Annotated in this window: 22 protein-coding genes and 1 tRNA gene; 11 read left to right on the top strand and 12 right to left on the bottom strand. The window is 60.1% G+C overall.

The annotated features are described in order from the left end of the window. The first annotated feature begins 170 nt into the window (after positions 1–170). A complete protein-coding gene (locus tag CAK95_RS22600; RefSeq protein WP_157699705.1) occupies positions 171–1,406 on the top strand; it encodes a GNAT family N-acetyltransferase in 1,236 nt (411 codons plus the stop codon). On the opposite strand, the gene CAK95_RS22595 is transcribed toward CAK95_RS22600, so the two are convergent. Then, positions 1,403–3,568, bottom strand: a complete 2,166-nt coding sequence (locus CAK95_RS22595; RefSeq protein ID WP_086089970.1) for a GumC family protein — start codon at positions 3,566–3,568, stop codon at positions 1,403–1,405. The genes CAK95_RS22600 and CAK95_RS22595 overlap by 4 nt on opposite strands. Before the next feature lie 166 nt (positions 3,569–3,734). Between CAK95_RS22595 and CAK95_RS22590 the strand changes: the two genes are divergently transcribed. The 5 genes from CAK95_RS22590 (at position 3,735) to CAK95_RS22570 (ending at position 10,336) form a co-directional block, all read left to right on the top strand. Then, positions 3,735–4,880: a glycosyltransferase family 4 protein gene (locus tag CAK95_RS22590; RefSeq protein WP_086089969.1), complete on the top strand. Its 1,146-nt coding sequence runs from the start codon at positions 3,735–3,737 to the stop codon at positions 4,878–4,880. Positions 4,881–4,969: 89 nt separating this feature from the next. Continuing rightward, positions 4,970–6,517 (top strand): undecaprenyl-phosphate glucose phosphotransferase, encoded by a 1,548-nt coding sequence (locus tag CAK95_RS22585; RefSeq protein ID WP_086089968.1) that lies wholly within the window; start codon positions 4,970–4,972, stop codon positions 6,515–6,517. Then, complete coding sequence (locus tag CAK95_RS22580) at positions 6,514–7,803, top strand: O-antigen ligase family protein (protein ID WP_086089967.1); 1,290 nt, start codon at positions 6,514–6,516, stop codon at positions 7,801–7,803. Before CAK95_RS22585 ends, CAK95_RS22580 begins: the two co-directional genes overlap by 4 nt. Continuing rightward, positions 7,800–9,020: a glycosyltransferase family 4 protein gene (locus tag CAK95_RS22575; RefSeq protein WP_086089966.1), complete on the top strand. Its 1,221-nt coding sequence runs from the start codon at positions 7,800–7,802 to the stop codon at positions 9,018–9,020. The genes CAK95_RS22580 and CAK95_RS22575 overlap by 4 nt, the downstream gene beginning before the upstream one ends. Further along, entirely contained in the window at positions 9,017–10,336 is a 1,320-nt protein-coding gene (locus tag CAK95_RS22570) for a polysaccharide biosynthesis protein (RefSeq protein WP_086089965.1), read from the top strand. Before CAK95_RS22575 ends, CAK95_RS22570 begins: the two co-directional genes overlap by 4 nt. 46 nt (positions 10,337–10,382) lie before the next feature. On the opposite strand, the gene CAK95_RS22565 is transcribed toward CAK95_RS22570, so the two are convergent. Then, positions 10,383–11,171, bottom strand: coding sequence for a class I SAM-dependent methyltransferase (locus CAK95_RS22565; RefSeq protein WP_157699704.1), 789 nt, complete (start codon positions 11,169–11,171; stop codon positions 10,383–10,385). Between the two features lie 147 nt (positions 11,172–11,318). Between CAK95_RS22565 and CAK95_RS22560 the strand changes: the two genes are divergently transcribed. Next, positions 11,319–12,425, top strand: a complete 1,107-nt coding sequence (locus CAK95_RS22560; protein ID WP_157699703.1) for a glycosyltransferase family 4 protein — start codon at positions 11,319–11,321, stop codon at positions 12,423–12,425. Between the two features lie 39 nt (positions 12,426–12,464). Here the strand turns inward: CAK95_RS22560 and CAK95_RS22555 are convergent. The 3 genes from CAK95_RS22555 to CAK95_RS22545 all read right to left on the bottom strand — a co-directional run bounded on the left by CAK95_RS22555 (position 12,465) and on the right by CAK95_RS22545 (position 13,510). After that, a tRNA-Pro gene (locus CAK95_RS22555) sits at positions 12,465–12,542 on the bottom strand. A 167-nt stretch (positions 12,543–12,709) separates the two neighbouring features. Beyond that, positions 12,710–13,021, bottom strand: coding sequence for a hypothetical protein (locus tag CAK95_RS22550; RefSeq protein WP_245303495.1), 312 nt, complete (start codon positions 13,019–13,021; stop codon positions 12,710–12,712). 216 nt (positions 13,022–13,237) lie between these two features. After that, positions 13,238–13,510 (bottom strand): hypothetical protein, encoded by a 273-nt coding sequence (locus tag CAK95_RS22545; RefSeq protein ID WP_245303494.1) that lies wholly within the window; start codon positions 13,508–13,510, stop codon positions 13,238–13,240. A gap of 408 nt (positions 13,511–13,918) precedes the next feature. Between CAK95_RS22545 and CAK95_RS22540 the strand changes: the two genes are divergently transcribed. The 3 genes from CAK95_RS22540 (at position 13,919) to CAK95_RS22530 (ending at position 16,937) form a co-directional block, all read left to right on the top strand. Continuing rightward, on the top strand, positions 13,919–15,085 hold the full coding sequence (locus tag CAK95_RS22540; protein ID WP_157699702.1) for a GNAT family N-acetyltransferase: 1,167 nt from the start codon (positions 13,919–13,921) through the stop codon (positions 15,083–15,085). After that, complete coding sequence (locus CAK95_RS22535) at positions 15,082–16,038, top strand: cupin-like domain-containing protein (RefSeq protein ID WP_086089962.1); 957 nt, start codon at positions 15,082–15,084, stop codon at positions 16,036–16,038. The genes CAK95_RS22540 and CAK95_RS22535 overlap by 4 nt, the downstream gene beginning before the upstream one ends. A gap of 68 nt (positions 16,039–16,106) precedes the next feature. Beyond that, positions 16,107–16,937 carry a hypothetical protein gene (locus CAK95_RS22530; RefSeq protein ID WP_086089961.1) on the top strand — a complete coding sequence of 277 codons (831 nt, stop codon included), beginning with the start codon at positions 16,107–16,109 and terminating at the stop codon, positions 16,935–16,937. Between the two features lie 24 nt (positions 16,938–16,961). Here CAK95_RS22530 and CAK95_RS22525 read toward each other — a convergent pair whose 3' ends face one another. The 6 genes from CAK95_RS22525 to CAK95_RS22500 all read right to left on the bottom strand — a co-directional run bounded on the left by CAK95_RS22525 (position 16,962) and on the right by CAK95_RS22500 (position 21,345). Then, on the bottom strand, positions 16,962–17,525 hold the full coding sequence (locus tag CAK95_RS22525; RefSeq protein WP_086089960.1) for a MerR family transcriptional regulator: 564 nt from the start codon (positions 17,523–17,525) through the stop codon (positions 16,962–16,964). A 78-nt stretch (positions 17,526–17,603) separates the two neighbouring features. After that, the gene (locus CAK95_RS22520) at positions 17,604–17,933 is read right to left on the bottom strand and encodes an integration host factor subunit alpha (RefSeq protein WP_086089959.1); all 330 of its coding nucleotides are present in this window, start codon (positions 17,931–17,933) and stop codon (positions 17,604–17,606) included. A gap of 163 nt (positions 17,934–18,096) precedes the next feature. Beyond that, a complete protein-coding gene (locus CAK95_RS22515; protein ID WP_086089958.1) occupies positions 18,097–19,074 on the bottom strand; it encodes a beta-ketoacyl-ACP synthase III in 978 nt (325 codons plus the stop codon). Next, complete coding sequence (gene plsX, locus CAK95_RS22510; RefSeq protein ID WP_086089957.1) at positions 19,068–20,138, bottom strand: phosphate acyltransferase PlsX; 1,071 nt, start codon at positions 20,136–20,138, stop codon at positions 19,068–19,070. The genes CAK95_RS22515 and plsX overlap by 7 nt, the downstream gene beginning before the upstream one ends. Positions 20,139–20,247: 109 nt before the next feature. Continuing rightward, positions 20,248–20,787: a YceD family protein gene (locus CAK95_RS22505; RefSeq protein WP_086089956.1), complete on the bottom strand. Its 540-nt coding sequence runs from the start codon at positions 20,785–20,787 to the stop codon at positions 20,248–20,250. An 18-nt stretch (positions 20,788–20,805) separates the two neighbouring features. Then, positions 20,806–21,345, bottom strand: a complete 540-nt coding sequence (locus tag CAK95_RS22500; RefSeq protein ID WP_086089955.1) for a ubiquinol-cytochrome C chaperone family protein — start codon at positions 21,343–21,345, stop codon at positions 20,806–20,808. A gap of 81 nt (positions 21,346–21,426) precedes the next feature. Here CAK95_RS22500 and CAK95_RS22495 point away from each other — a divergent pair, with 81 nt between their 5' ends. Further along, positions 21,427–21,888, top strand: a complete 462-nt coding sequence (locus CAK95_RS22495) for an outer membrane protein assembly factor BamE (protein WP_086089954.1) — start codon at positions 21,427–21,429, stop codon at positions 21,886–21,888. Between the two features lie 108 nt (positions 21,889–21,996). Here CAK95_RS22495 and CAK95_RS22490 read toward each other — a convergent pair whose 3' ends face one another. Beyond that, positions 21,997–24,123, bottom strand: a complete 2,127-nt coding sequence (locus CAK95_RS22490; protein WP_086089953.1) for a sodium-translocating pyrophosphatase — start codon at positions 24,121–24,123, stop codon at positions 21,997–21,999. Between the last annotated feature and the right edge of the window lie 57 nt (positions 24,124–24,180).

The raw sequence follows: 24,180 nt of genomic DNA, 5'->3' as shown, positions 1-24,180 counted from the left end.
TGCCAACGCTTTATTGACAAATCCCTGACAGCCTGCGCGCGAGATCGCGATGAGTTTTGGATCGAATGATCCAAAACTCATAAACGTGATCGATTCTAATACATTGGAGCATGATGTCGTCCGAAAACCGCTTCCCACTTTTCGGCATCATGCTCCAACGGAACCGGGCCATGACCATCGCCTTTCGAGAAGCGGGCAGCGCGCAGCTCCCCGCCCGACAATCTTCGTCGACGCGCACTGCTTTCGCGGTCACAGTCTATCGCGACCTCGAAATGGTGGAACCGCTCTGGCACGCGCTGGCCGGACAGGATTCGGTCGCCTCGCCCTATCAGGGGCTCGAATGGATCAGGCTCTGGCATGAGTATGTCAGTGGCCCGCTCGGCGAAGAACCGGTCATTATCGTCGGCAGCGACCGCTCGGGCGCACCGCTATTCATCTGGCCCCTGGTGGCGCAACGGCTCGGTCCGCTTCGCCTCGCCTGTTTCTTTGGCGGCAAGCACGCCACACTCAACATGCCGCTATGGCGCCGCGACATCGCCGATACATTCACGAGCGACGACATGCATGATGCGCTGTCGCAGATTGCACGTCAGCGGCCCGACCTTGACCTGTTGATGCTGCACAGCCAGCCGGCGTTCTGGAGCGGTGCACGCAATCCTTTCATGACGCTTGCACATCAACGCTCGAATGAAGACAACTTCGTGCTGAATATCGGCACCAGTGGCCCCGCCATCATCGAGCAACAGATTTCCGGCACAATGCGCAGCCGCCTGCGCAACAAGGAGCGCAAGCTCGCCAAGCTAAATGGCTATCGTTATATCCGCGCGGCGACGCCGGACGATGTCTATCGCCAGCTTGGTTTCTTCTTTCAGCAGAAGGAAGGAAAGCTGCGCGCACTCGGTATCGAGAATGCATTTGCGCAACCGGGCGTCGAGAGTTTCATTCGCGCTGCATGTCTTGCAGGCCTCGATCGCGGTGAGCCCGTGATCGAATTACATGCGCTGGAATGCGACGGGGATATGCTGGCGCTGTTTTCGGGCATCCATGACCAGCAGCGCTTCACCTCGATGTTCAACTCGCACACAGCGTCGGACAATTCACGCTTCAGTCCCGGCCTGATCCTGTTGCAGCATCTGATCGTCGATTGCGCGAAACGCGGTTTCCGCTCCTTCGACATCGGTCCGGGCGAAGCACGCTACAAGACCTTCTTCTGCAAGGATCTCGAACTGATCTACGACAGTGTGTTGCCACTCTCGCTGCGCGGACAGGCCGCGGCTCCGGCACTTCGGGCCATCCGGCTTGCCAAAAGCGCGATCAAGCGCAATCCCAAACTCTGGCAAGTCGCGCACAATGTCCGTGCCCTGCTCGGCGGACATAAATCCAAGCAAGCGTCTGACGCCGATTAAGCAGCGACCGGTTGCGACGAGGCATCGGGGCCAGGCGTTCCGAGCCACAGCAGTACATCGGCAAAGCCGGCCGCCACAAGCTGATCGCGTGCGTTTTTGGTCGCGGCATTGTCGATGTCGGTCGCGACCAGAACGGCACAAGGCGCCATGCGGGCGAAAAACTCCGGGACCGCTTCGGCCAACGCTCCCCCATCAACGATGACGTGATCGTAATTGCGTGCCAGGGCCTCCAGCGTGACGAGCAAGCGCGGCGATGTCAGGATCGTTGGCGCCTCTCCCGCGACGTTGCCGGCCGCGATCAGATGGACCTTGGAAAACTTGTCGCGGGTGATGATGTCTCCAAAGGATGCCGTGCCGCGCACAAGCTCGGCGAAGCCCGGTGCAACGGGGTCGGTCGAAAGGATCGACAGATTGGGAGCATGCAGCGCAAGGTCGGCAAGTATGACACGCTCCCCTTCCGCTGCCAGCGCACGCGCCAGAGAAATTGCCGTATAGGTGGTGCCGACATTGCGGCCTGCGCCGATGACAGTGACACGCCGGCCAGCCTCCCCGCGCTCGCTGACGGCCTTGACCAGATGCTCAATGGGCCGGCCAGCGACCGTCTTGCCGGAGTCCGGCTCCAGCACGGGCTCAATTCCTGCAGGCGGCACAGGCTTTCTGCGCTTCAAGACAGAGAAAATGGAACGACGTGGCGTTGCAGAAACTGCATTCTCCGATTCCGAAAAAGCCGGAGCTGGTGATTGCGCCGGAGCCTGTTTCAGGATTTCGCTTGCCAGCACGAAGGCCGCGGCCATGAAAGCCGTCGCCAGCGTCGCGATCATGATGATCGGCAGCTTTTTTGGAGCAGCCGGCACATTGGAGACTGTTCCACGTGAGATCACACGTGCTTCAGCCGGCGTCGCATCGATATTCTCGCGGGCCGTCGCCTCACGATAACGAGCGAGATAGGCTTCGAGCAGATCGCGCTGCGCCTTGGCTTCGCGCTCAAGGGCTCGCAGCTGCACATCCTGGGAAGAGGAGCCGCTGATCTGATTCTTGAGACGGTCGATTGCTTCGTTGGTCGCTTGGATACGCGCATTGGCAATGCGGGCGTCGTTTTCCAGCGACAGCACAAGGCGCTGCAATTCGCCACGCATCTGCGCATCCAGCGCGTTGATCTGCGCATTCAATTCCTGAATGCGCGGGTGCCGTTCCAGCAGCGTCGACGATTGTTCGGCTAATTGCGCGCGCAGCAGCACACGCTGTTCGACCAGCCGCTTGAGGAGATCTGAATTGACGATGTCGGCTGACTCGACCTCCCTGCCGCTCTTCAGCATATCGCGGATCAATCGCGACTTCGCATCGAGATCGGCTTTTTGCGCGCGTGCCGCGGCAAGCTGCGTCGTCAATTCGCCGAGTTGTTGCGTGCCGAGGCTCGTGCTGTTCGAGCCCAAAAATAGATTGGATTTTGCCCGAAAGTTTTCAACTTTGGATTCCGCGTCCTGCACTGTCTTGCGCAGTTGCTCGATCTCGCTTGCAAGATAGGCGGCGGCATTCTTGATCTGTTCCTGTTTGGCAATTTGCGTCTGCCGCAAATAGGCGTCGACGATGGCATTGACGACCTTCGCGGCCAGCTCGGGATCGCTGGACTGAAATGCCACAGTGATGACTCGCGATTTATCCACGGCCACCACGCTCAGGCGCGCAAAATAAGCATCCATCGCCCGCTCTTCGGGCGACATCTTGAGTTGATCGCGGCCGATACCGAATGCCGACAGGATGGCGCCTAATCGAGAGGGACCTGAGCGGACAGGGTCGAATTCCGGCCGCTCGGCGAGTTTCAACTCACGAATGACCTGATGCGCAATGTCGCGAGACTGAAGAACCTGGACCTGAGTTGCAATGGTTTCCTGGTCAGCCGCGGCACGCTCGACCGACTTCTCAGCCTCCGGCCGCAGAAATACGTTTTCTCGACCTTCGACGGAAATCTTAGCTTCGGAACGATAGACGGGTGTGATGGCGTTGACAGCAAAGACCGTGAGGGCACCGACGATGAGAGCCGGAAACAGGATCAGCCATTTCTTGCGCCAGAGCGAAAGACCAAGGGCTCGAAGATCAAGCTCGCCACCGGGTTCGGAAAGCTGAATGCCGACACCACCATTGAAGGTCTGAACTGACTGCATCACCGACTCCACCGCAACTCATAGGGCCATTTCGTCCCATTATGGTTGCTGCCGCGTTAATTTCGGCGAGCGGTGCGGCGAATGGCGCAAAGTCTTGTCGTGGTGATGTTTCTTAACCATAGCCAGCGTTAACGGGAATTAACCAATCTCGGGCAAATTCTAGACAATGAGCCGGCCAGAAAAGCCTCTACGGATTTTGCATGTTTTCCGCTCGCCTGTTGGTGGGCTGTTTCGTCATGTCATCGACTTGGTGCGCGGACAGACAGCGCGCGGTCACCAGGTCGGCATCGTATGCGACGCCTTGACGGGCGGTGAACGCGCGTCGCGCCTTCTCGATGCCGTTGCGCCGGAGCTGGCGCTTGGCGTTGTTCGCCTGCCAATGGGCCGCCATCTGGCGGTGAGCGATTATTCTGCGATCCGCCAGATCGCGGCAAGTGTGGAGCGGAATGCCCCGGATATCGTTCATGGGCACGGCGCCAAGGGCGGCGCCTATGCGCGGCTGGCGGTCGGCGCCGATGGCCCCGTCCGTGCCTATACGCCGCATGGCGGCAGCCTGCTGTTTAAACCGGATGCGATGCTGGGCCGCTTCTACCTGACGCTGGAGAAAATCCTGCAGCGTCGCACCGATCTGTTTCTGTTCGAGAGCGCCTTCATCGAACGTCTGTATCATGCGAAGGTCGGCGATCCCCGCGCGATGACGCGGATTGTGCCGAACGGCGTTGCCGAGGCAGAGTTCGCCGAGGTTCCTCTGCGTGCGGACGCAACCGATATTCTTTTCATCGGTGAACTGCGGCATCTGAAGGGCGTCGACGTGCTCCTGGCCGCACTCGCCGGTCTGCGAGCCAAGGGCATTGCTTTGTCTGCCACCATCGTTGGCGATGGCAAGGCGCGTCTCGATCTGCAGCGGCAAGCGCAAACGGCTGGTTTAGGCGACTCTGTCCGGTTCCAATTGCCAAAGCCAGCGCGTGAAGCCTTTTCGCTTGGCCGCGTGATGGTCGTGCCGTCGCGGATGGAGTCATTCCCCTACATCGTCCTTGAAGCCGCTGCCGCGGGAAAACCGCTAATCGCGACCCATGTGGGCGGGATCCCGGATATGTTCGGACCTTATGCAGACCGGCTTATTCCCGCAGACGATCGCGAGGCGCTGGAGAGCGCTTTAGCTTTGGCGATTAACCATCCGGAAACGACAAATAGCGCCGCCCGCTTGTTACAAGAGCGTGTACGGGCCACCTTTTCTCTTGATGACATGGTCAGTGGCGGAATCGACGCGTACCGGGCGGCTCTCGCATCGCAAAAGCTAAAATACGAATAAGCTTTTGTTGAATCTTTTCCGATAAGACCGACGCCATCAAAATAAGGGTCGCGTGCCGTCATGGCGCGACGATCCGAGGGACGGCGTAAATGTTTGAGTTGGACGCTCGCAAAATGTTGAGCGCGTCCGCTGCTGCGAGCTCTGCCATCGGCAGTCAGGATTCGCGTCGGCGTGCGCCCAGACAATTATCTCCTGCTGCTCTCGCGGCCGCATCGGTCGAAACACGCGCGGCGTATTCACCGATCGTTGTCGCCGGTATCGTGCGGACCATCGAAAGCACGCTGATCGCGCTTGTCGGTGCGGTAATCTACGCCCTTTATGTCATGCCGGCCGAAGGTTTTAGCTGGCCCTACCTCGCCGCGATCGCGGTCATTTCCGGCCTCTCGATCGTCGCGTTCGAGGCTGTCGATATCTATCATATTCACGCCTTCCGCCAGCCCTTGCATCAGATGGCGCGAATGCTCACGGCTTGGTCGGTCGTTTTCCTGTTCGCCACCACCCTGTCGTTCTTCTTCAAGTTTGATCAGATGTTTTCGCGCGTCTGGCTGCTGGCTTTCTGGGGCGTCGGCGCAGTGGTGCTCATGGCATCACGATCTGTCGTCTATGTTCTTGTGCGCCGTTGGATGCGGGATGGGCGGCTCACCCGCCGCGCTGTGATTGTCGGTGGCGGAGAAGCAGGCGAAAGTTTGATCAATGCGCTGAAGGAGCAAGTCGACAGCGACGTTCGTATCATCGGCGTGTTTGACGATCGCAATGACGATCGTTCGCCCACAGCGTGCGGCGGCCTGCCAAAGCTTGGCACTGTCGATGACTTTGTCGAATTCGCCCGGCGCACGCGGGTCGATCTCGTCATCTTCTCGTTGCCGATCAGCGCCGAGAACCGTTTGCTGCAGATGCTGAAGAAGCTCTGGGTGTTGCCGGTTGATATTCGTTTGTCGGCACATTCCAACCGCCTGCGCTTCCGGCCCCGCTCCTATTCCTATATCGGCGAAGTCCCGGTCCTCGATGTGTTCGACCGGCCGATCGCCGATTGGGACGTGGTGATGAAATGGCTGTTCGACAAGATCGTCGGCGGCCTGTTGCTGCTCGCCCTTTTACCGGTCATGGCGGTGGTTGCGCTGGCAATCAAAATCGACAGTCGCGGTCCAGTGCTGTTCAAGCAGAAGCGCTATGGCTTCAACAACGATCTCATCGAAGTCTACAAATTCCGCTCGATGTATGTGGACCAATGCGATGCGACGGCTTCGAAGCTCGTGACCAAGGGTGATCCGCGCGTCACGCGCGTCGGCCGTTTCATCCGCAAGGCCAGCATCGATGAGCTGCCGCAACTGTTCAATGTCGTCTTCAAGGGCAACCTGTCACTGGTCGGTCCCCGTCCCCATGCCGTCAACGCCAAGGCTGCCGCGCGTCTCTATGACGAAGCCGTCGATGGCTACTTCGCCCGCCATCGCGTGAAACCTGGCGTAACCGGCTGGGCGCAGATCAATGGCTGGCGCGGGGAAACGGACACGCAGGAAAAAATCCAGAAGCGCGTCGAATTCGACCTCTATTATATCGAAAACTGGTCGGTGCTGTTCGATCTCTACATCGTCGCGATGACGCCGTTCGCGCTGTTGAAGAGCGAGAACGCGTATTGATCACGCTCGACCAGGCGCGCCGGCTCACGGATGAGCAATCAGTCAAATCCGCGAGCCGCGCGAGACGTCCCGCAACGGACATAACGCCGTCACGGCCGGTATCGCGTGGCGCGACGCAAATCCTCGAATTCTTCCTCTTTCTCACCATCCTCGTCAGCTGCTTTGTGTTCATCGAGCCGTCGCCCTATGAGTTCGCCATGGGTCCGCTCGCCTTCGGCTGCCTGATCGCCGGCGTAACGATCCGGCGCGAATTGCTGCCGATGATCTGGCTACTTCTGCTATGGAATATCGGCGGCGCAATTGCCTATTTCAGGGTATCAGATATAGACCTTACGGACAGGTTCGTTATCATCACCTTGTTCATGGCGATGTCGGCCATCATTTTTGCGAGCCTGTTTTCCACGGATAGCGTGCGGCGCCTGCGCATCATGCGCATAGCCTACATCATCGCTGCACTGGTTGCCGCGACGGCCGGCATCATCGGATATTTCAACCTGACCGCTGGCCTTGGCGAACTCTTCGCGCCAGGCGGTCGCGCGCGCGGACCGTTCAAAGATCCGAATGTCTATGGGCCCTTCCTGATCCTGCCGATCCTGTTCCTGCTGCAATCTCTGCTATCACGCGGCTTGCGCATCCTCCCCACCGCGATACTCCTTGTCATCCTTTTTGGATTCTTCCTGAGCTTTTCGCGTGGCGCCTGGATTCACTTCGTCCTTTCGGGCGTCATCATGCTGGGACTAATGATCGTGACGGCGGAAAACCATCGGACCCGCCTTCGGTTGATCTTGCTCGGCGCCGTCTGCGTTGGCCTGCTGGCGGCGGCGATGGCGGCGGCGCTGTCGTTTGATGCAATCGCTAACATGTTCAAAGAGCGAGCGCAGGCGGTCCAGTCCTACGATGTCGGCAGCGGCGGACGGTTCACGATGCAGATTTTGGCCCTGACCGAGGTTTTGAACTACCCGTTCGGGATGGGGCCATTCGCGTTTAGCGAGGCTTACGGTATCCAGCAGCACAACGTGTATCTGCAGGCGTTCCTCGTTTACGGCTGGATCGGCGGCCTTGCTTATATCGCGCTCATCGTACTGACACTCATTGCCGGTCTCGGTGCCGCCCTGAAGCGGACGCCGTGGCAGCCGTATCTGATTGCGGTGTACGCAACTTTCGTCGGCGAAGTCGGCGAAGGCATTGTTATCGATACCGACCATTGGCGACATTTCTTCCTGCTGCTAGGGGTTATCTGGGGGCTGGTCGCGGCGTCGCGCGATTTCAAACGGCGGCTCGCATGACCAAATCTTTCGTTCATCGCGCGTGGCGCAAAATCCCGCATTCATGGCGTCAGCGTTTTTTCGATGAGGTTACGCCGGTCGTTGCGCCACGTCCCTCTCTCCATCCAAAAGGCGGCATGCCGATCGGCATTGCCGGATGGTTCAGTTCAGCCAGCGGCCTCGGCGAAGGCGCAAGGCTCGGCTATCGCGCGCTCGAGACATCCGGCCTGCAGCCAACCGCATACGATCTGAGCGCGGCCTTTGCGCAGAACGATCTGCCCGGCGCCATCATGACCCGTCCGCTGGAGCCGGGCACCGGCGGAAGTCTCATCGCGCATATCAACGGGCCATACCTGCCTTATGCCATGTGCATGCTCGGACGGCGTCAGATCGCTGGACGGCGCATCATCGGATATTGGGCGTGGGAACTGCCGCGGCTGTCGGATGCATGGCGGCCCGCTTTGTCATTTGTTCATGAAATCTGGGTGCCGAGCCGCTTCACGCAGTCCGCCATTGCCGACGCAACTGACTTGCCTGTGCATGTCGTGCCGCATCCGCTGTCCGAGATCGAAATGCCGAGCTCGCGCCGGCAGGATTTCGGCCTGCCTGACAACGCGCTCATCGTCCTCAACTCATTTCATATCGGATCAAACTTCGCCCGCAAGAATCCGATCGCGGCGATCAACGCCTTCCGGCGCGCCTTCGGCGATCGCAGCGACCGCATCCTGGTCATCAAGCTGAGCGATCCGGGCAACGTCCCCTGGGCCCGGCAGGAATTGAACGCGGCGATTGCCGGCGCACCGAATATCCGCGTCATCGAACGCACGCTGTCGTCGAAGGAAATGACCGGCCTAATGGCACTGGCCGACATTGTGATTTCAACGCACCGTTCGGAGGGCTTCGGCTTGATTTGTGCTGAAGCTATGCGCCTCGGTAAGCCGGTCATTGCGACCGGGTGGTCCGGCAATCTCGACTTCATGAATGAGGAGAATTCGGCCCTTCTGCCTTACAAGCTCATTCCGGTTGCGGATCGCGACAACGCATTCGATAGCGAGAGCCAGCAATGGGCCGATCCGGACGTTGATGCAGCGGCGCGCTGGCTGACGCAACTTGCTGATGATCCGGACCTGCGTCAGCGCATGGGGACGAAAGCGGCGAAGGATATCGCCGCATATCTGTCGCCCACGCATTTTGCGAAGACGGTCAGTGGGCTTCTGGCCGCCGGCGAGCGCCAATGAGAAGCTTTCTCTCATTGCGTTTTCTATTCCTGCGGTCGTCCACGGCCGTGAGCTCGGTGTTGACCGGCCTGTTGCAAACCTTCGTGTTCGCACGAGTGTTGAGCCCCGAGCAATTCTCGTTATTTGTGCTCGTCGGCGCAATCGGTTTCACGCTGCTGCTTTGCGATCTCGGTGCCACCAAGATCCTGTTTGTCCGGCTGCGCCAGCGGCATCTGGACCAGTCGCAGGAGGATTCTGTCGCAGCGCAGACGAGCGCCATCGTGACGCTTTACATCGCACTTGCGCTGGTCGGCGCCGTGCTCTGTTTCTTTGCGATGTCCTGGTTGCGGCCGGAGAGCTGGCTGCAATCGCTGCAATTCGCGTTGTTTTTTGTTTTCACCGCGCTCAATCTGGCATGGTTCGCCCTGCGCAACATCGCCGTCGCGGTGGACCAGTATGTGTACTTCGAAACGCTCGAAGTCACGCGGCGCTTTCTCACGATCTTTGCCACCGCGGCCATGCTGCTATTCTTGCCGGTCACGGCATTCCTGATCCTCATCAATCTTATGTGGATCGTGGTGCTGACGATGTGCATCCGGCGGCTGACGGCGTATGGGGCATTGACGACGAGGCTCCGCGGTCAGGTGCAGCACCTTCGGCATTTCTGGCACGAAAACGGCCGGATGCTGCTGCGCAGTTCGATCTTCTCAGTGTCGGAAATCTATATCTACAATTTTCCGTATTTCTTCGTACCGGCCTTCTACGGCCTTGGCGCGCCAACCATCATTCTCGACACCGCATTCAAGGTGTTCCGCGGCGGCAGCGTCGCCTATTCGGCCGCCTGCGACATCGCGTTGCCGCGGCAGACGCAGGCCTTCAAGGAGCGGGATCTCCCGGCGCTGATCCGTTCGACACTCATCGCCCTTGGTCTGTGTGCAATCCCGACAATCGGAGCTTCACTGATCCTTCTGATCGCCGGCAAGCAGCTCTTTGCGTTTCTCCTTGGACCCGCGGCAGTCATGCCGGATGTCGTGCCGATTCTGATCGTGCTGCTGGTTGCGAACATGATCCAGATGGTCGCACTCTCCCTCCTCGTTCACACCGGCTTCTTCAAGGAGATCGCCCAAGCGGCGCTCGTCGTCGTGGTGGCCATGACGCTTGGTGCCCTGTTCGCTTTTGTCGCTAAGCTGAGCATCGTCGATTACATGTGGATCTACGCGATCATTTATAGCTGTGGAGCGCTGATTTATGTCTGGCTGGCATGGCGGGGGCCAATCCATATCGCGCAACACAATGTTCCGTACGCTGCGCGGAAGCAAACTCACGCTGCAGAATAGCGGGCTTTTCGCTTGACCTGCGTGGTCTAAGCCAGCGTTGCGCCAATCATTTGCGCGCAGCGATATAGGCGTAGCTGGCAATTGTGCGCCAGTCATTGGCCCTTGCCATCGCGGTGAATCGGTCGTGGATGTCGCGGATCAGCGGAAGGCGCTCGAAATAGCCATGTCCATAGAACGGCAAAATCTGCACTTCGCTATAACCGATCCCCTCGAGCATTGGTTTCATTTTGCGTTCGCTCGCAAAGGTCCAGCTATAACGCGCGGGGAAGACTGGATCTTCCTCGTCGGTTCGATTGCGATAGAGCATCTTGACAATCTTCGCTGCGACATCGTCCGGCAACAACCAGTTCACGACGAACGGAAATGAATAGAGCGTCGGAATGAAGGCCAGCGCGACACCGCCGGGCGCCAACAACTCATACAGGTTCTTCCAGGCGCGCTGGCCGTCCGCGACGTGTTCGAACACCATGCGCGAGAACGCGAGGTCGAAATGGCCGCGCAGATCCGCCACTGCGGAAATGTCGCCAGCGACGTCGAAACAGGCCTTCCGGTATGTGTCCGGCAGTACGTCGAGCTCGACTTGCGAAATGTCATTGATAGTCATTTCGATGCCAAGCGCAGCCAATTCGTTGGCCTTGAACAGCGGATCGCGCCCACCGCCGATCTCGATCAGACGTTTCGCATTCAGGATACGGGCAAGACCGCGCACCACATTTTCATAGTTATCCCAGGCCCAGTGGCGATCGTTCTCGACACCGAGTTCGCGGAACGCCCTTGCCAGAGCGGCATCGCCACCGAGATTATCCAGAATGTCGCCGGGGGTCTTGTCGAGCATGACGCGCCTCGCTTTTGGGAGTTTTTTGGACGTGCACCGGGCCAGTCGCAGTTGCCGCGCTTGAGACTTCTTTAAGCTCGTCCTTTTTAAGATAGTCTTACGCGCGCCTCGCAGAATGGAACGGCCGCACCTGAAATGGACCGCCGGATGCCTGCCGCGACACCTGATATCGTCATCAATGGCCGTTTTTTGACGCAATTGACCGCGGGCGTTCAGCGCTTCGCGATCGAGACCGTTCGGGCCATGGACAAGGTGCTGGATGAGCCAGCTTACGCGGCACTGAAAGGGCATGTGGAACTGCAGGCGCCCAAATCGGCCCGGGATTTCCCGCTCAAGAATATCCGCCTGAACCGATCCGGCCTCACCAGCGGCTATCTCTGGGAGCAGATCGAGTTCCCGCTGCGGACGATCGGCAAGCTGCAATTAAACCTCTGCATGCTTGGGCCGGTGCTGAAACGCCGCCAGGTGCTTGTGATCCACGACACGTCAACCAAAGCCATGCCAGAAGCCTTCTCAAAGGCTTTTGTTGCCGCTTACGATTTCATCATTCCCAACGCGGCGCGGATGGCTGATCTCGTCGTCTCGGTTTCGGATTTCTCGCGCCGGGAAATGCAGAAATATTACGGCCTCGATCCGAAGAAAATTCCGATCTGCTACGAAGGTTCGGACCACATTCTTCGACACACACCGGACAATACGATCCTCGACAAGCTGAATCTGAAACCCGGTCAATATTTCCTAGGTGTCGGCATCTACGCGCTGAACAAGAATCTCAACGGTACCCTCGCCGCCCTGAAAAAGAGCGGCCTGAAGGGCGTGCCGCTGGTGGCCACCGGCAAGCGACGGCTCGACGTGCACAACAAGCTTGCCACCGTTAACGACGAAAATCTCGTCGATACTGGCCACATCACCGACAACGAATTGCGCGCACTGTACGACAATGCGCTCGCCACCGTTTATCCCTCCACTTACGAGGGCTTCGGCCTGCCGCCGCTGGAAGCGATGCAGTGCGGCTGTCCGGCGATCGTGTCGGACCATGACGTGCTGGTCGAGATCGGCGGCGACGCGACGCTTCGCTGCGGCGTCAATGACGTTGATAGCCTCGCGGCGGCGATGAAGGCAGTTTATTCCGATCCGGTCTTGCGCGAGAAGCTCAAGGCCGACGGCCTCAAACACGCGCAGCTCTACACCTGGGACAAGACGGCGCGCATCCTGCTCGATCTTTGCCGTCAGGTCGGGGCACGACGCACCTGACCGATGGTCAAAGCCGCGATCTCTGCTGTTGAGATGAAATGGTCGGAGCGGCGGGATTCGAACCCACGACCCCTAGTCCCCCAGACTAGTGCGCTAACCGGGCTGCGCCACGCTCCGACGGTGCCGTTATAGGCGAGCGATTGTGGCCGTCAACAGCCGCGACTTCTGTGCTGAGCGGCAGCCCCATACAAATCCACGAGGCCGCAATCGAAAATAAAAAAAACCCGGCCCGCAAGATGGGGCCGGGCTGGTCTGGTCGTGTGACGCTCAAATCAACGTAGGTCTCAGGGCTTCCAGCCGCCGCCGGGCAGCCGGCCATGGTATGGCGTGTCGCGGCAATGCCCCCACGGGCCGCGCCAATAGCCGGGAGGGCAACTCCTGGCGCCCCACATGTATGGTCCGTAATAGCCCCCCGGAAATGGTCCGCGACCGTACCAGTGGCAGGCACCGCCCGGACCACGATATTTGCCTGCGCCGCAGCCATCGGCAACGCGTTCAACGCCGGATTGGATATCGATCGTCTGAACAATCGGTGCTGCACTCGCCGTTCCGATGAAAGCCGCTGCGAGCGGCAAGGCAAGAAAGACTCTGAGCATTGTGCTCTCCCATCATTTGCGGCAGCAACGTACCAATCAAAGGTTGGCGGTGCGTAAATGGGGCTTAGTGACATCGTGACGAAGCGCATTTGATGAGCGCTCATCAGCGACCGCCAAGGCGATCGCGATGTAACCCGCGCCAGAACAGCAGCACTGAGCTGTCGAGGATCGCTCAGTGCATTTGCAGCAATACAGATAGCGACAAGCGAAGGGCGACTAACGTCGACGCCGTGGTTGCGGCGTGCCGCCCTGCATCTGGATGCGGCATGCAGGCGTGAGATTGCGCATATTGCGGTACAGGCAATTTTCGATCTGGTGGACGAACGGAATGTAGTTGCTGCAGAATTTGAAAGCGTCGCCTTCACAGCCCTGGCGCTGTGCGACAGTCCCCTGCGCAGCGGCCGGCGCGGTGCTGAAAACAGCCGTCACACCGGCAACAGCAAACGCCATGGAAACCCGGCGGAACGCAGAACCGAACTGATTGATCATGGAAGCCCCCTTGATCGATGATTCTCGGAAAGGCTAGCACGGCGAGCCGCCGGGCTTCCTCAGTTTTTGCTGTTGCCGTTTCGCCTGGAATCCCCGGCCGCACGATCCGCATCCGCGCCCCGGACTTGCTGCACCGAGCGTTCGTCGCCGGGCCTTCCTCGCCTTGGTCGTCGGCATAGGCCGCCTAGAGCCGGTTTTCTGCGATCGTCTCTCACCTTCGTTAACCCTGCCTTCGCAAAGCGCTGCATCGAGGGCCCGGATTAAAGCCCCCGGTCACGGATTGGTCCTATCTAGGGCGCATCGGACGGTCACCTCAATCAGCGTGCGTTACGGCCCATGAATGCTCCGGCTCCCGCCGACCCACTCCGCGTTTCCGTTCCATCGGGACCGTCCCGGCAGGCTGACCGCATGCCCCCGAAGCTGTCCGTGGTCACCGCTTCGGCCAGTCCAAAAGCGCATGAAACTCTGAGTGACTTAACCGCCGTCCCCATTGTGCCCTGGCGCGCGTTGCAGGCGCGCGCGACCGAGCCGAATGCCTATTTCCACCCGCTCTGGGCGCTGCCGGTCGCGCGTTTCGCCCGCGGCCGTGCTGGCGCGCTTGCCCTGCTCGCCTGGGACCGCACCGAGCATGATCGTCTGATCGGCCTCATGCCGGTTCGATGGGCGAAGCGGGCCTTGTCGCTTCCCGTCCCGATGCTGGTCGGCTGGAACGGTTATGCCTCGCTCGCCGTGCCGACGCTTGATCGTGACCACGCTGTCGACGCCGCGCATGCCTTGCTCGACGCGGCCTGCAGCGCCGGCGCACGTGCCCTGTTTCTGCCCGGCACAGCGACGGAAGGGATGGCCTTCGCGGCGATGAAAATGGCGTTGTCGGAGCGCGATCTGAGCTTCGATGTGATGCGCAGCTTCCGCCGCGCCGCACTCGACGCCACAAAGGACGGTGATGCGACCCTGCGGTCTGCACTTGGTGCCAAGAAATCGAAAGAGCTGCGTCGCCAGCGTCATCGTCTGGAGGATGCAGGTCCGATTTCGATCGAGATTGCAACCACTCCCGCCGACGTCGCGGCCGCACTCGACCGTTTCCTCGTCCTCGAGCAGAAAGGCTGGAAGGGTCTGCGCGGCACCGGGCTCGGCCAGCATGACGGCGACACGGCTTTCATCCGCGAGGCTTCGGCCGCACTCGCGGCGGAGGGTCGTTTTGAAATTATCAGCCTCACACGCAACGGCATGACGATCGCCTCAGGTCTTGTGCTGCGCGATCAGGATCGCGCCTATTTCTTCAAGATCGCGATGGATGAAAGCGAAGCCCGCACCTCACCCGGCGTGCAACTGACGCTTGATCTGACCCGCCATCTCTGCGCTGACGCCGCGATCAGCTTCGCCGATTCATCGGCAGACGGCGAACATCCGATGATCGACCATGTCTGGCGCGAGCGCATCGAAATTGCCGACGTTTTCATCCCGCTTTACCCCAGCGACCCGATGGCCGCTGCAATCAAGACCCTCCTTCGCGCGCGCTATGCGGCGATCGAGTGCGTTCGAACAATGAGACGCTTCAAGGAGAAACTGTCATGAAATATTTCGAGCCGACGGACACGACCGCATTGACGGAGGCATTCCCGAACCTGCCTTTCTCGCTGCATCATCGTTTCACCGGCAACCCGCTGCTGACGCTGCCGAAGCTTGCCGAGCTGGTGCGCGAATTGCCGCGCGACCGCATCGAATACAATTCCGGCAAGGCATCGATCAGCCAGAATCCGGACACGACGCCGACCGTCGATCTCGACCCCGAGGACATCGTTCGCAAGATCGAAACCGCCGGTGCCTGGATGGTGCTGAAACATGTCGAACAGCATCCAGCCTATGGCAAGCTGATCGAGGATGCGCTGCTCGAAGTTGCGCACACCCGCGGCTACGACAGTCTGAAGGACGCTGGCTTTGAAGATATCCGCGGCTTCATTTTTGTGTCCTCAGCCGAATCCACCACGCCGTTCCACGCCGACAGCGACGAGAATTTCTTCTTCCAGATCCATGGCGACAAGTTCTTCCATGTCTATGACAACCGCGACCGTTCGATCGCATCGGAAGAGGCGTTGGAAGAGGTCGTCGTCAAGCATCGCAACATCCCCTACGAGGCGAGGTTCGATGCCAAATGCACGACCTACAATCTGAAGCCGGGCGACGGTGTCTTCGTGCCCTATCAATGGCCGCATTGGGTGCGCACCGCCGGCAGCTATTCGATATCATTGTCGCTGACCTGGAAGTCGGAAGACGTGCGCCGACGCAACGACATCTCCACCATGAACTCGATGCTGCGGAGCATCGGCATTCCGCAGAACCCGCCCGGCGTGAACCCGGCGCTCGACACCGCCAAGCTGGCGGTATTCCGCACGGCTGCCGGCGCGGTCGAGCCGCTCCGCCGCAGCGAAGGCATGCGCCGCGTCATCCGCCGCCTCGCCTTCGGCCGCAACGCCAATTACTATTATCGCGACGGAGCAAAGAAGGCGCCCGACGCAAAAGCGTCCTGAACCTTTGTCGCTGCCAAAGCGACCAAGCCTGAAGTGCGGCGATTCACGCCGCGCAACTGGGCCCGTCAATGGACAGCGCATTTCCGACCTGGCTGCGCCTGATCGTCGCCGTTTCGGCGGTGATGCAATTGGGATTCGGCCTCACACTGATGATCGATCCTGCGCAGATCGGCACGATCTGGCCGTGGTCCATGCCGCCGCTCACCACACGCATCCTGGGCGCCAGCACCTTGGTCTCTGTTCCACTGGCGTTGCTGTCTGTCGGCATTAACCGCTTTTCCTATGCCGCCATTCCGTTCGTGATGATGGCGACCTATCGTTTACTGCAGCTTGCGGCCGGCGCGATGCACCTTGATCGCTTCGGCACAAATATACCGATGACCATCAATTACTTCGGCGGCGGCGCGCTGATGCTGATGGTGTTGAGCTACGGCCTTTGGACGGGTTGGCGTCGTCACCTCACGGGAGACGCAGACATTTCAGAACCGATGGTTTGGCCGATGCCCGCCCCGCTTCGCGCGTCACTTGCCTTGGTCGGCATTCTTTTTATGGCGCTCGGTTTGGTGTTCTTCTTTGACGCTTCCGAAGCCGCGATCATCTGGTTCGATGCAAAAGGGATCACACCGCTAACGGCGCGGCTGTTCTCGTCGCCGCTCATGGGGCTCGGCCTTGGACTCATCCTCCTGTCGCGAACCCGCGACTGGCGAATGGCCGCCATTCCGGCGGTCGGATTTTGCACGATGGGATTTGTCGTGCTGCTGGCATTCATCCTCGGCTATTCCGACTTTGCGCCGAGAACATGGATGGCCTGGATTGTAGCAAGCACCCCCGCGATGCTGCTGGCCGCAGGCTTCATCATTCTTGCCTTGAAGCCGGTAAAACTTCGTCAGCCAGCGTAGATCGCGAAGCGGGTTTCGAAGGCTCTAAGGGTCGATTTCGGGCTCGGGGGCAGCACCTGGAAGCGCACCATCGAGCAATCGCCGGCACTCGCTGAGTTCGAACAATGCCGATTGCAGCCGCCGAAGGTCCTCACGCGACATCTGAGCACGAATGGCAGACGGCGTCGCTTGTGGTCTTGGCATGGGCGCCGGCCGCTGCGAGGGCGGCGCATAGGCATCCGGTGTATCGTAGGCCCCCTCGGTTTCGTCGCTTTCGCCAGATGCGCCCTGTTCTTCAGCATCCTCTTCGACCGGCCCGTGGGTCGGTTGTTCAGCGCCTGGCTGCCAGACCGTCTGAACGAATTTCAGCCCCTGGTCGCGCAAAATTCGCTGCACGCCGCGAATGGTATAGCCTTCGCCGTAAAGCAGATGATGGATACCGCGCAGCAGGTCGACATCATCTGGCCGGTAATATCGGCGCCCGCCGGCGCGCTTCATCGGCTTGATCTGGCTAAAGCGACTTTCCCAGAACCGCAGCACGTGCTGCGGCACCTTCAGGTCGTCGGCCACCTCGCTGATCGTCCGGAATGCGTCGGGCGCCTTGTCCAATCAGGCCTCCGCATCATGATTCTTTTGGTTGGCGTATGATCTTGCCGAAAACCGGTCCCCACTTTTCGGGATCATGTGCTAATGCGAGTCTGTGTCGTCGACGACGCCGTTTTCCGACTCGCCGTTGATCCGCTGCTTCAGAATAGCGGACGGCTTAAACACCATCACGCGCCGGGGCGAGATTGGCACTTCCTTGCCGGTCTTCGGATTGCGACCGATGCGCTCGCCCTTTTTACGCACCACGAATGAGCCGAACGAAGACAGCTTTACGGTCTCACCCCGCTCCAGGCAGTCGGTGATTTCCTTCAGCACTTGTTCGACCAGCGTCGCGGACTCCGTCCGCGACAGGCCTACCTTCTGGTAGACCGCCTCACAGAGATCCGCTCGCGTAACTGTCTTTACCGTCATCGCCTGTCAGCCCCTACTGGCGATCCTTCTTATTTTACAAGACGATATGGACTTACTTTTGCACGGTCAACCGAAGAAAGTTCGGTAAGCCTGCTATTCGCCGACCGACTGGTCAACTTCATGCGAGCCATGAAGAGGCGATGCACATCAATACGGTAAAAGGCTACATTCGGACGAGCGAGGCGCCCCAGGTAAAGCCGCCACCCATGGCCTCGAACATCACAAGATCGCCCTTCTTGATCCGGCCATCGGCAATGCCGACACACAGCGCCAGCGGGATCGACGCTGCCGACGTGTTGCCGTGCTTGTCGACGGTGATGATAACCTTGGCCGGATCGAGCCCGAGCTTCATGACCGAGCCGTCGATGATGCGGCGGTTTGCCTGGTGTGGCACAAACCAGTCGAGGTCGCGTGCAGTGTAACCCGTGGCTTTAAAGGCATCCTTGATCACGTCGGTGATCATCGAAACGGCGTGTTTAAAGACTTCCTTGCCTTCCATACGGAGGTGGCCAACAGTCTGCGTCGATGACGGCCCGCCATCGACATAGAGTTTGTTCTTGTGCCGTCCATCCGATCGCAAATGGTTTGTCAGGATGCCACGGTCGTTCATCGTGCCGGGCTGTTCCTGAGCCTCGATCACGACGGCCCCGGCGCCATCGCCAAACAGCACGCAAGTGGTGCGGTCATTCCAGTCGAGAATGCGCGAAAAAGTCTCGGCGCCAATCAACAATGCGCGTTTGAACATACCCGTGCGCAACATTCCATCCACCGTTGCAAGCCCGAACACAAAGCCGGAGCAGACCGCCTGCAAATCGAACGCCGCCCCGCCGGTGATGCCGAGCCCAGCCTGCACCGTAACGGCCGAAGCCGGAAACGTATTGTCCGGCGTAGAGGTCGCAACCACGATCAGGTCAATCGATTGCGCATCGACCCCGGCATTGGCCAGTGCCGCCTGGGCCGCCTTGATGCCGAGATCCGATGTCACCTCGCCGTCGGCGGCGATATGTCGCTCCCGAATGCCTGTGCGTTGCACAATCCATTCGTCGGACGTATCGACCATCTTGGCCAGGTCGGCATTGGTCACGACGCGCTCCGGCAAGTAACAGCCGGCGCCTATAATCACTGAACGTAAGGTCACGATGCCGCTCCGGCCACGGGAGATTGGTCCTGGACTTCCGCCACAACGCGCGCCTCAGGAACGAGCGCCTGACCGATCTTCGCCATGAGTTCGTCACGCACCATTTCATAGCCAATTTCGACCGCCGCAGAGAAACCGCTCGCGCTCGCGCCGCCATGGCTCTTGATGACAATTCCGTTCAAGCCGAGAAAGACCCCGCCATTGGAGCGATCCGGATCGAGTTTCTCACGCAGGGCCCGGAAGGCGCCGCGCGCAAACAAATAGCCGATCCTGGTCCAGATCGTGCGCTTCATTTCGGCGCGAAGAAATCCCGCGATCTGACGTGCGGTGCCTTCGGCGCTTTTCAGCGCGATATTGCCGGCAAAGCCCTCCGTGACCACAACGTCGACGGTACCCTTGCCGATATCGTCGCCTTCGACGAAACCGGCATAATTGATGTGCGGCAGATTGCGCTCGCGCAGGATCTGGCCAGCTTCGCGGACTTCATCGAGTCCTTTAACTTCTTCAACCCCGATATTTAAAAGGCCCACGGTCGGGCGATCGATGTGAAGCAGAATGCGCGCCATCGCGCTGCCCATCAGCGCCATATCGATGAGATGCTGGGTATCGGCGCCAATGCTGGCGCCGAGATCGAGCACAACCGATTCCCCCCGCAGGGTCGGCCAGATCGCCGCAATCGCCGGTCTTTCGATCCCAGCCATGGTGCGCAGATGAATTTTCGCCATGGCCATCAGCGCGCCGGTATTGCCGGCGGATACGGCGACGTCGGCCTGGCCCTGCTTCACCGCATCGATCGCCTGCCACATCGAGGATTTCAGCCGGCCCTGGCGCAGCGCCTGGCTCGGCTTGTCATCCATCTTGATCGCAACATCGGTGTGGACAACCCGCGACACGGCCTTGAGCACCGGTTCCGCCGACAGTGCGGGCTCGATCCGCGCGGAATCGCCGAAGAAGATGAACTCGGTATCACGATGCCGGCCATGCGCGAGCGCAGCGCCGGGGACAATCACCTCCGGTCCATGGTCGCCTCCCATGGCATCGAGCGCAATGCGGACTTTGTCTGGCATAGCCGACCTTAGCCGAGGCCTTGAATCATCAGAACGGTGAACATTGGACCTTGTCGGGAGGGGCAGACGCGGGCGCGGACAATAGCGTTTCGGAGCCTCAACACAACAGTCACTCCGAACTTCCCTTGGGTGGCCTCTTCAGCGCCGCCAGAGCCGCGAATGGCTTGGCGACGGCATCGCCGGCGGCTGGCGATTCGAAGGTCACGCCCTTTTTGCGCGGATAGGGATCGAGACCAAGGAGGAAATACTCGGTGGCGATGGCGCCGAGATCAACCGCTCCACCGACCAGCGGCTCCGGCGGTTCAGCCTCGGTCAAACCGAAAGAGGCCTCGCCGTCGCTATCGCCAAGCGAGGCTTGTTGATCCGACGTGAAGAAAAGATCGATCGGCTCAACGAGATTTGTCTCGATAGGCTCAAGGGTTACCACGCAATTTTGACCTACCAAAGCAGAGACTTCACCGACGACATGAAGTCCATCACGGCCGCTACGGGTCACGTCGAACTGTGCCTCCAAGCGTGACAGATCGCGCAGTTCCGCGCTCTGCGCAAGCGCCGCGCGCACCGCAGCGTCGGCACTGATCTCCACGTGTATTCCATCCTCGGGCACATCCTCGCGCGCAAGCCGGCTGCTCCAAATCGTGTCAGTCATTGTCCAAGCTCTTTGACGTCAAGTCTGGCCAAAAGGTCCGGGATCCGGCCAGACGATCTTGCCGGTCGCGATGACCGCCGGATCCTGCCGGTCCAGCATCGCCATTGTTGCCTGCATATAGCCCGCCAGCCTCGGAACCGATGGCGCATCGACGCCCTCGAACACATTCCGGCTGATTGCGGTCTTCAGGGCAGCCTCATCGCCAGCCCGCAACGCTGATATATAGGCGCCGTGCCGGCCGAAGAAGGCCGCAGCCACGCCGCGCACCTGTTTTGGAACCTTCATATCGCTGATGCCGTCTTCACGCAGATGGTCGTCCATATCGAGGCAGAATCGGTCGAAGACCTCCTGCCCGACCGCCTTGGCGTCCTCGTCGCCTTGCGACAGCCGCTCGAACGCCATCGCCAGATGCAGCATGAGCGCATCAAGCCGGCCATTAACCGTGTCCGGAATACCATAGGCGAGATAGAAGACAGGCGAGCGCGCTTGCGCCACGATGGCGCCATAGAGCGCCTCGATGGTGGCGGCTCGGGGGTTCCGGCGGAAAACGTTCAGCATCGGGTCCTTTTAGGGCCAGACGACCTTTGTCGCCAGATGGCCTCATTGCAAATCTTGGCGTCGATGGGTACTCGAACGGTCATGCAGCTTTTGACACGGCCTTCAACACGGATGGCACGCCTTCGCCATGGCGCAGCCGCACTTGCCCTCACGCTCCTAGTCGCGGGCTGTGGCAGCCTCGAGCAGTCCTTCCAGAGGGGCTATGTGGTACCGGAAGGCGCCCTCGAACAGATCCCGCTCGGCTCCAGCCAGGAACAGGTGCTGATCGTGCTTGGCACGCCGTCCACCGTCGCGACGGTCAGCGGCGAAGCTTTTTATTACATCTCGCAGCGCGCCGAGAAGGCCGCCGCCTTCATGCCGCAGAAAGTGGTGGAGCAGCGCGTGATCGCGGTCTATTTCGACAAGGACCGCCGGGTCGCCCGCCTCGCCGACTACCGGCTGCAGGACGGCAAGATTTTCGACTTCGTCAGCCGCACGACGCCAAGCGGCGGCAGCGAACTGTCCTACCTGACCTATCTGTTCAAGATCATCGGTACCCAGTAAGCGTCGGTTCGTATCGGCGAGCCCTGGGCACAGACAATCTTCAACTCCTTAAATGCAAAAAGCCCCGCCTTTCAGCGGGGCTTTTCATTTCAGTCCATGCTGTCGCGATCAGTGCGCGAGGATCGCCAGCAGCAGTAGCGCCACGATGTTGGTAATCTTGATCATCGGGTTCACGGCAGGTCCTGCCGTGTCCTTGTAGGGATCGCCAACCGTATCGCCGGTCACCGCAGCCTTGTGGGCTTCCGAGCCCTTGCCGCCGAAATGGCCGTCTTCGATGTATTTCTTGGCGTTGTCCCACGCACCGCCGCCCGAAGTCATCGAGATCGCGACGAACAGACCAGTCACGATCACGCCGAGCAGCATCGCGCCGACGGCCGAGAAGCCCGCCGACTTACCGGCCGCGCCGCCACCGGCGATGAAGTAGATCGCGAAGTAGACGACGATCGGCGACAGCACCGGCAGCAGCGACGGAATGATCATTTCCTTGATCGCCGCCTTGGTCAGAAGGTCAACCGCTTTGCCGTAATCCGGCTTGTCGGTGCCCTTCATGATGCCGGGCTTCTCACGGAATTGCCGGCGCACTTCCTCGACGATCGAGGATGCCGCACGGCCGACCGCGGTCATGCCCATGGCGCCGAACAGATACGGCAGCAAACCGCCGAACAACAGGCCGACCACGACGTAAGGGTTGGTCAGCGAGAAGTCCGGAGCAACGCCGATGAAGTAAGGTGTTTTCGACGCAATGAAGTATTTCAGATCTTCATTATAGGCCGCGAACAACACCAGCGCGCCAAGACCGGCCGAGCCAATGGCATAGCCCTTGGTCACCGCCTTGGTGGTGTTGCCAACCGCGTCGAGCGCGTCGGTGGATTTGCGGACTTCCTTCGGCAAGCCGGCCATTTCGGCGATGCCGCCGGCATTGTCAGTGACCGGTCCGAAGGCGTCGAGCGCAACGATCATGCCGGCCAAGGCCAGCATCGTGGTTGTTGCGATGGCGATGCCGAACAGGCCGGCCATGCCGTAGGTGAGCAGGATGCCGGCGATGATGACAAGGGCCGGAAGAGCCGTTGACTCCATCGAGATGGCAAGACCCTGGATCACGTTGGTGCCGTGACCGGTGACCGAGGCTTCCGCGATCGACTTCACCGGACGGAAGTTGGTACCGGTATAGTATTCGGTGATCCAGATGATCAGGCCGGTCACCGCAAGGCCGACGATGCCGCAAATGAACAGCGCCGTCGACGTAAAGGTCACGCCACCGCCGGTCTTCAGCTCCGTGCCAAAGCCGAGCATCAGATGGGTCACGATGGCAATGCCGACAAGCGACAGGACGCCGGTCGCGATCAGGCCTTTGTAAAGTGCGCCCATGATCGACTGGTTGGCGCCGAGCTTCACGAAGAAGGTGCCGATGATCGAGGTGATGATGCACACCGCGCCGATGGCGAGTGGATAAATCATCATCGATGACAGGATTGGCTGACCGGCGAAAAAGATTGCTGCCAGAACCATGGTGGCGACCGCGGTCACCGCATAGGTCTCGAACAGGTCGGCCGCCATGCCGGCGCAGTCACCGACGTTATCGCCGACGTTGTCTGCAATGGTGGCCGGGTTGCGCGGATCGTCTTCCGGGATGCCGGCTTCCACCTTGCCCACGAGATCGCCGCCGACGTCAGCGCCCTTGGTGAAGATACCGCCGCCGAGACGAGCGAAGATCGAAATCAGCGATGCGCCGAAGCCGAGCGCCACCAGCGCGTCGACCACGATACGGCTATTGGGGGCAAGGCCGAGCGGACCGGTCAGCACCGCATAGTAGACGGCGACGCCGAGAAGCGCGAGACCGGCAACAAGCATGCCGGTGATGGCGCCCGCTTTGAAGGCAATATCGAGACCGCCGGCCAGCGAGCTGATCGCTGCCTGCGCGGTACGGACGTTGGCGCGAACCGATACGTTCATACCAATGAAGCCCGCAACACCCGACAGGACCGCACCGACGAGAAAACCGATCCCGACGAGCCAGCCGAGCAGATAGCCCACGATGACGAAGATGACGATGCCGACAAGGCCGATGGTTGTGTATTGGCGTTTCAGATAGGCCTGCGCGCCCTCACGGACGGCGGCGGCGATCTCCTGCATTTTCGCTGAACCAGCGTCGGACTTCATCACCGACATCGTGGCCCAGATGCCATATAGAATAGCGAGCAAACCGCAGGCGATGATCACCCACAAAGCTGTCATTGTAGACCCCAGTTTTCTTTAGTTTGGATCGAGCCGGCATTTCCCCCTGCCAGGCTA

Origin of the sequence: Pseudorhodoplanes sinuspersici (assembly GCF_002119765.1) — a bacterium.
Classification (GTDB): Bacteria; Pseudomonadota; Alphaproteobacteria; order Rhizobiales; family Xanthobacteraceae; genus Pseudorhodoplanes; species Pseudorhodoplanes sinuspersici.
This window is presented reverse-complemented; position numbering and strand designations above follow the sequence as displayed.

Bases quoted from the DNA above. Each gene is read 5' to 3' on its own strand.
- CAK95_RS22600 (WP_157699705.1), top strand. From the start codon at position 171: ATGACCATCGCCTTTCGAGAAGCGGGCAGCGCGCAGCTCCCCGCCCGA.
- CAK95_RS22595 (WP_086089970.1), bottom strand. From the start codon at position 3,568: ATGCAGTCAGTTCAGACCTTCAATGGTGGTGTCGGCATTCAGCTTTCC.
- CAK95_RS22590 (WP_086089969.1), top strand. From the start codon at position 3,735: ATGAGCCGGCCAGAAAAGCCTCTACGGATTTTGCATGTTTTCCGCTCG.
- CAK95_RS22585 (WP_086089968.1), top strand. From the start codon at position 4,970: ATGTTTGAGTTGGACGCTCGCAAAATGTTGAGCGCGTCCGCTGCTGCG.
- CAK95_RS22575 (WP_086089966.1), top strand. From the start codon at position 7,800: ATGACCAAATCTTTCGTTCATCGCGCGTGGCGCAAAATCCCGCATTCA.
- CAK95_RS22570 (WP_086089965.1), top strand. From the start codon at position 9,017: ATGAGAAGCTTTCTCTCATTGCGTTTTCTATTCCTGCGGTCGTCCACG.
- CAK95_RS22565 (WP_157699704.1), bottom strand. From the start codon at position 11,171: ATGCTCGACAAGACCCCCGGCGACATTCTGGATAATCTCGGTGGCGAT.
- CAK95_RS22560 (WP_157699703.1), top strand. From the start codon at position 11,319: ATGCCTGCCGCGACACCTGATATCGTCATCAATGGCCGTTTTTTGACG.
- CAK95_RS22550 (WP_245303495.1), bottom strand. From the start codon at position 13,021: ATGCTCAGAGTCTTTCTTGCCTTGCCGCTCGCAGCGGCTTTCATCGGA.
- CAK95_RS22545 (WP_245303494.1), bottom strand. From the start codon at position 13,510: ATGATCAATCAGTTCGGTTCTGCGTTCCGCCGGGTTTCCATGGCGTTT.
- CAK95_RS22540 (WP_157699702.1), top strand. From the start codon at position 13,919: ATGCCCCCGAAGCTGTCCGTGGTCACCGCTTCGGCCAGTCCAAAAGCG.
- CAK95_RS22535 (WP_086089962.1), top strand. From the start codon at position 15,082: ATGAAATATTTCGAGCCGACGGACACGACCGCATTGACGGAGGCATTC.
- CAK95_RS22530 (WP_086089961.1), top strand. From the start codon at position 16,107: ATGGACAGCGCATTTCCGACCTGGCTGCGCCTGATCGTCGCCGTTTCG.
- CAK95_RS22520 (WP_086089959.1), bottom strand. From the start codon at position 17,933: ATGACGGTAAAGACAGTTACGCGAGCGGATCTCTGTGAGGCGGTCTAC.
- plsX (WP_086089957.1), bottom strand. From the start codon at position 20,138: ATGCCAGACAAAGTCCGCATTGCGCTCGATGCCATGGGAGGCGACCAT.
- CAK95_RS22505 (WP_086089956.1), bottom strand. From the start codon at position 20,787: ATGACTGACACGATTTGGAGCAGCCGGCTTGCGCGCGAGGATGTGCCC.
- CAK95_RS22500 (WP_086089955.1), bottom strand. From the start codon at position 21,345: ATGCTGAACGTTTTCCGCCGGAACCCCCGAGCCGCCACCATCGAGGCG.
- CAK95_RS22495 (WP_086089954.1), top strand. From the start codon at position 21,427: ATGCAGCTTTTGACACGGCCTTCAACACGGATGGCACGCCTTCGCCAT.
- CAK95_RS22490 (WP_086089953.1), bottom strand. From the start codon at position 24,123: ATGACAGCTTTGTGGGTGATCATCGCCTGCGGTTTGCTCGCTATTCTA.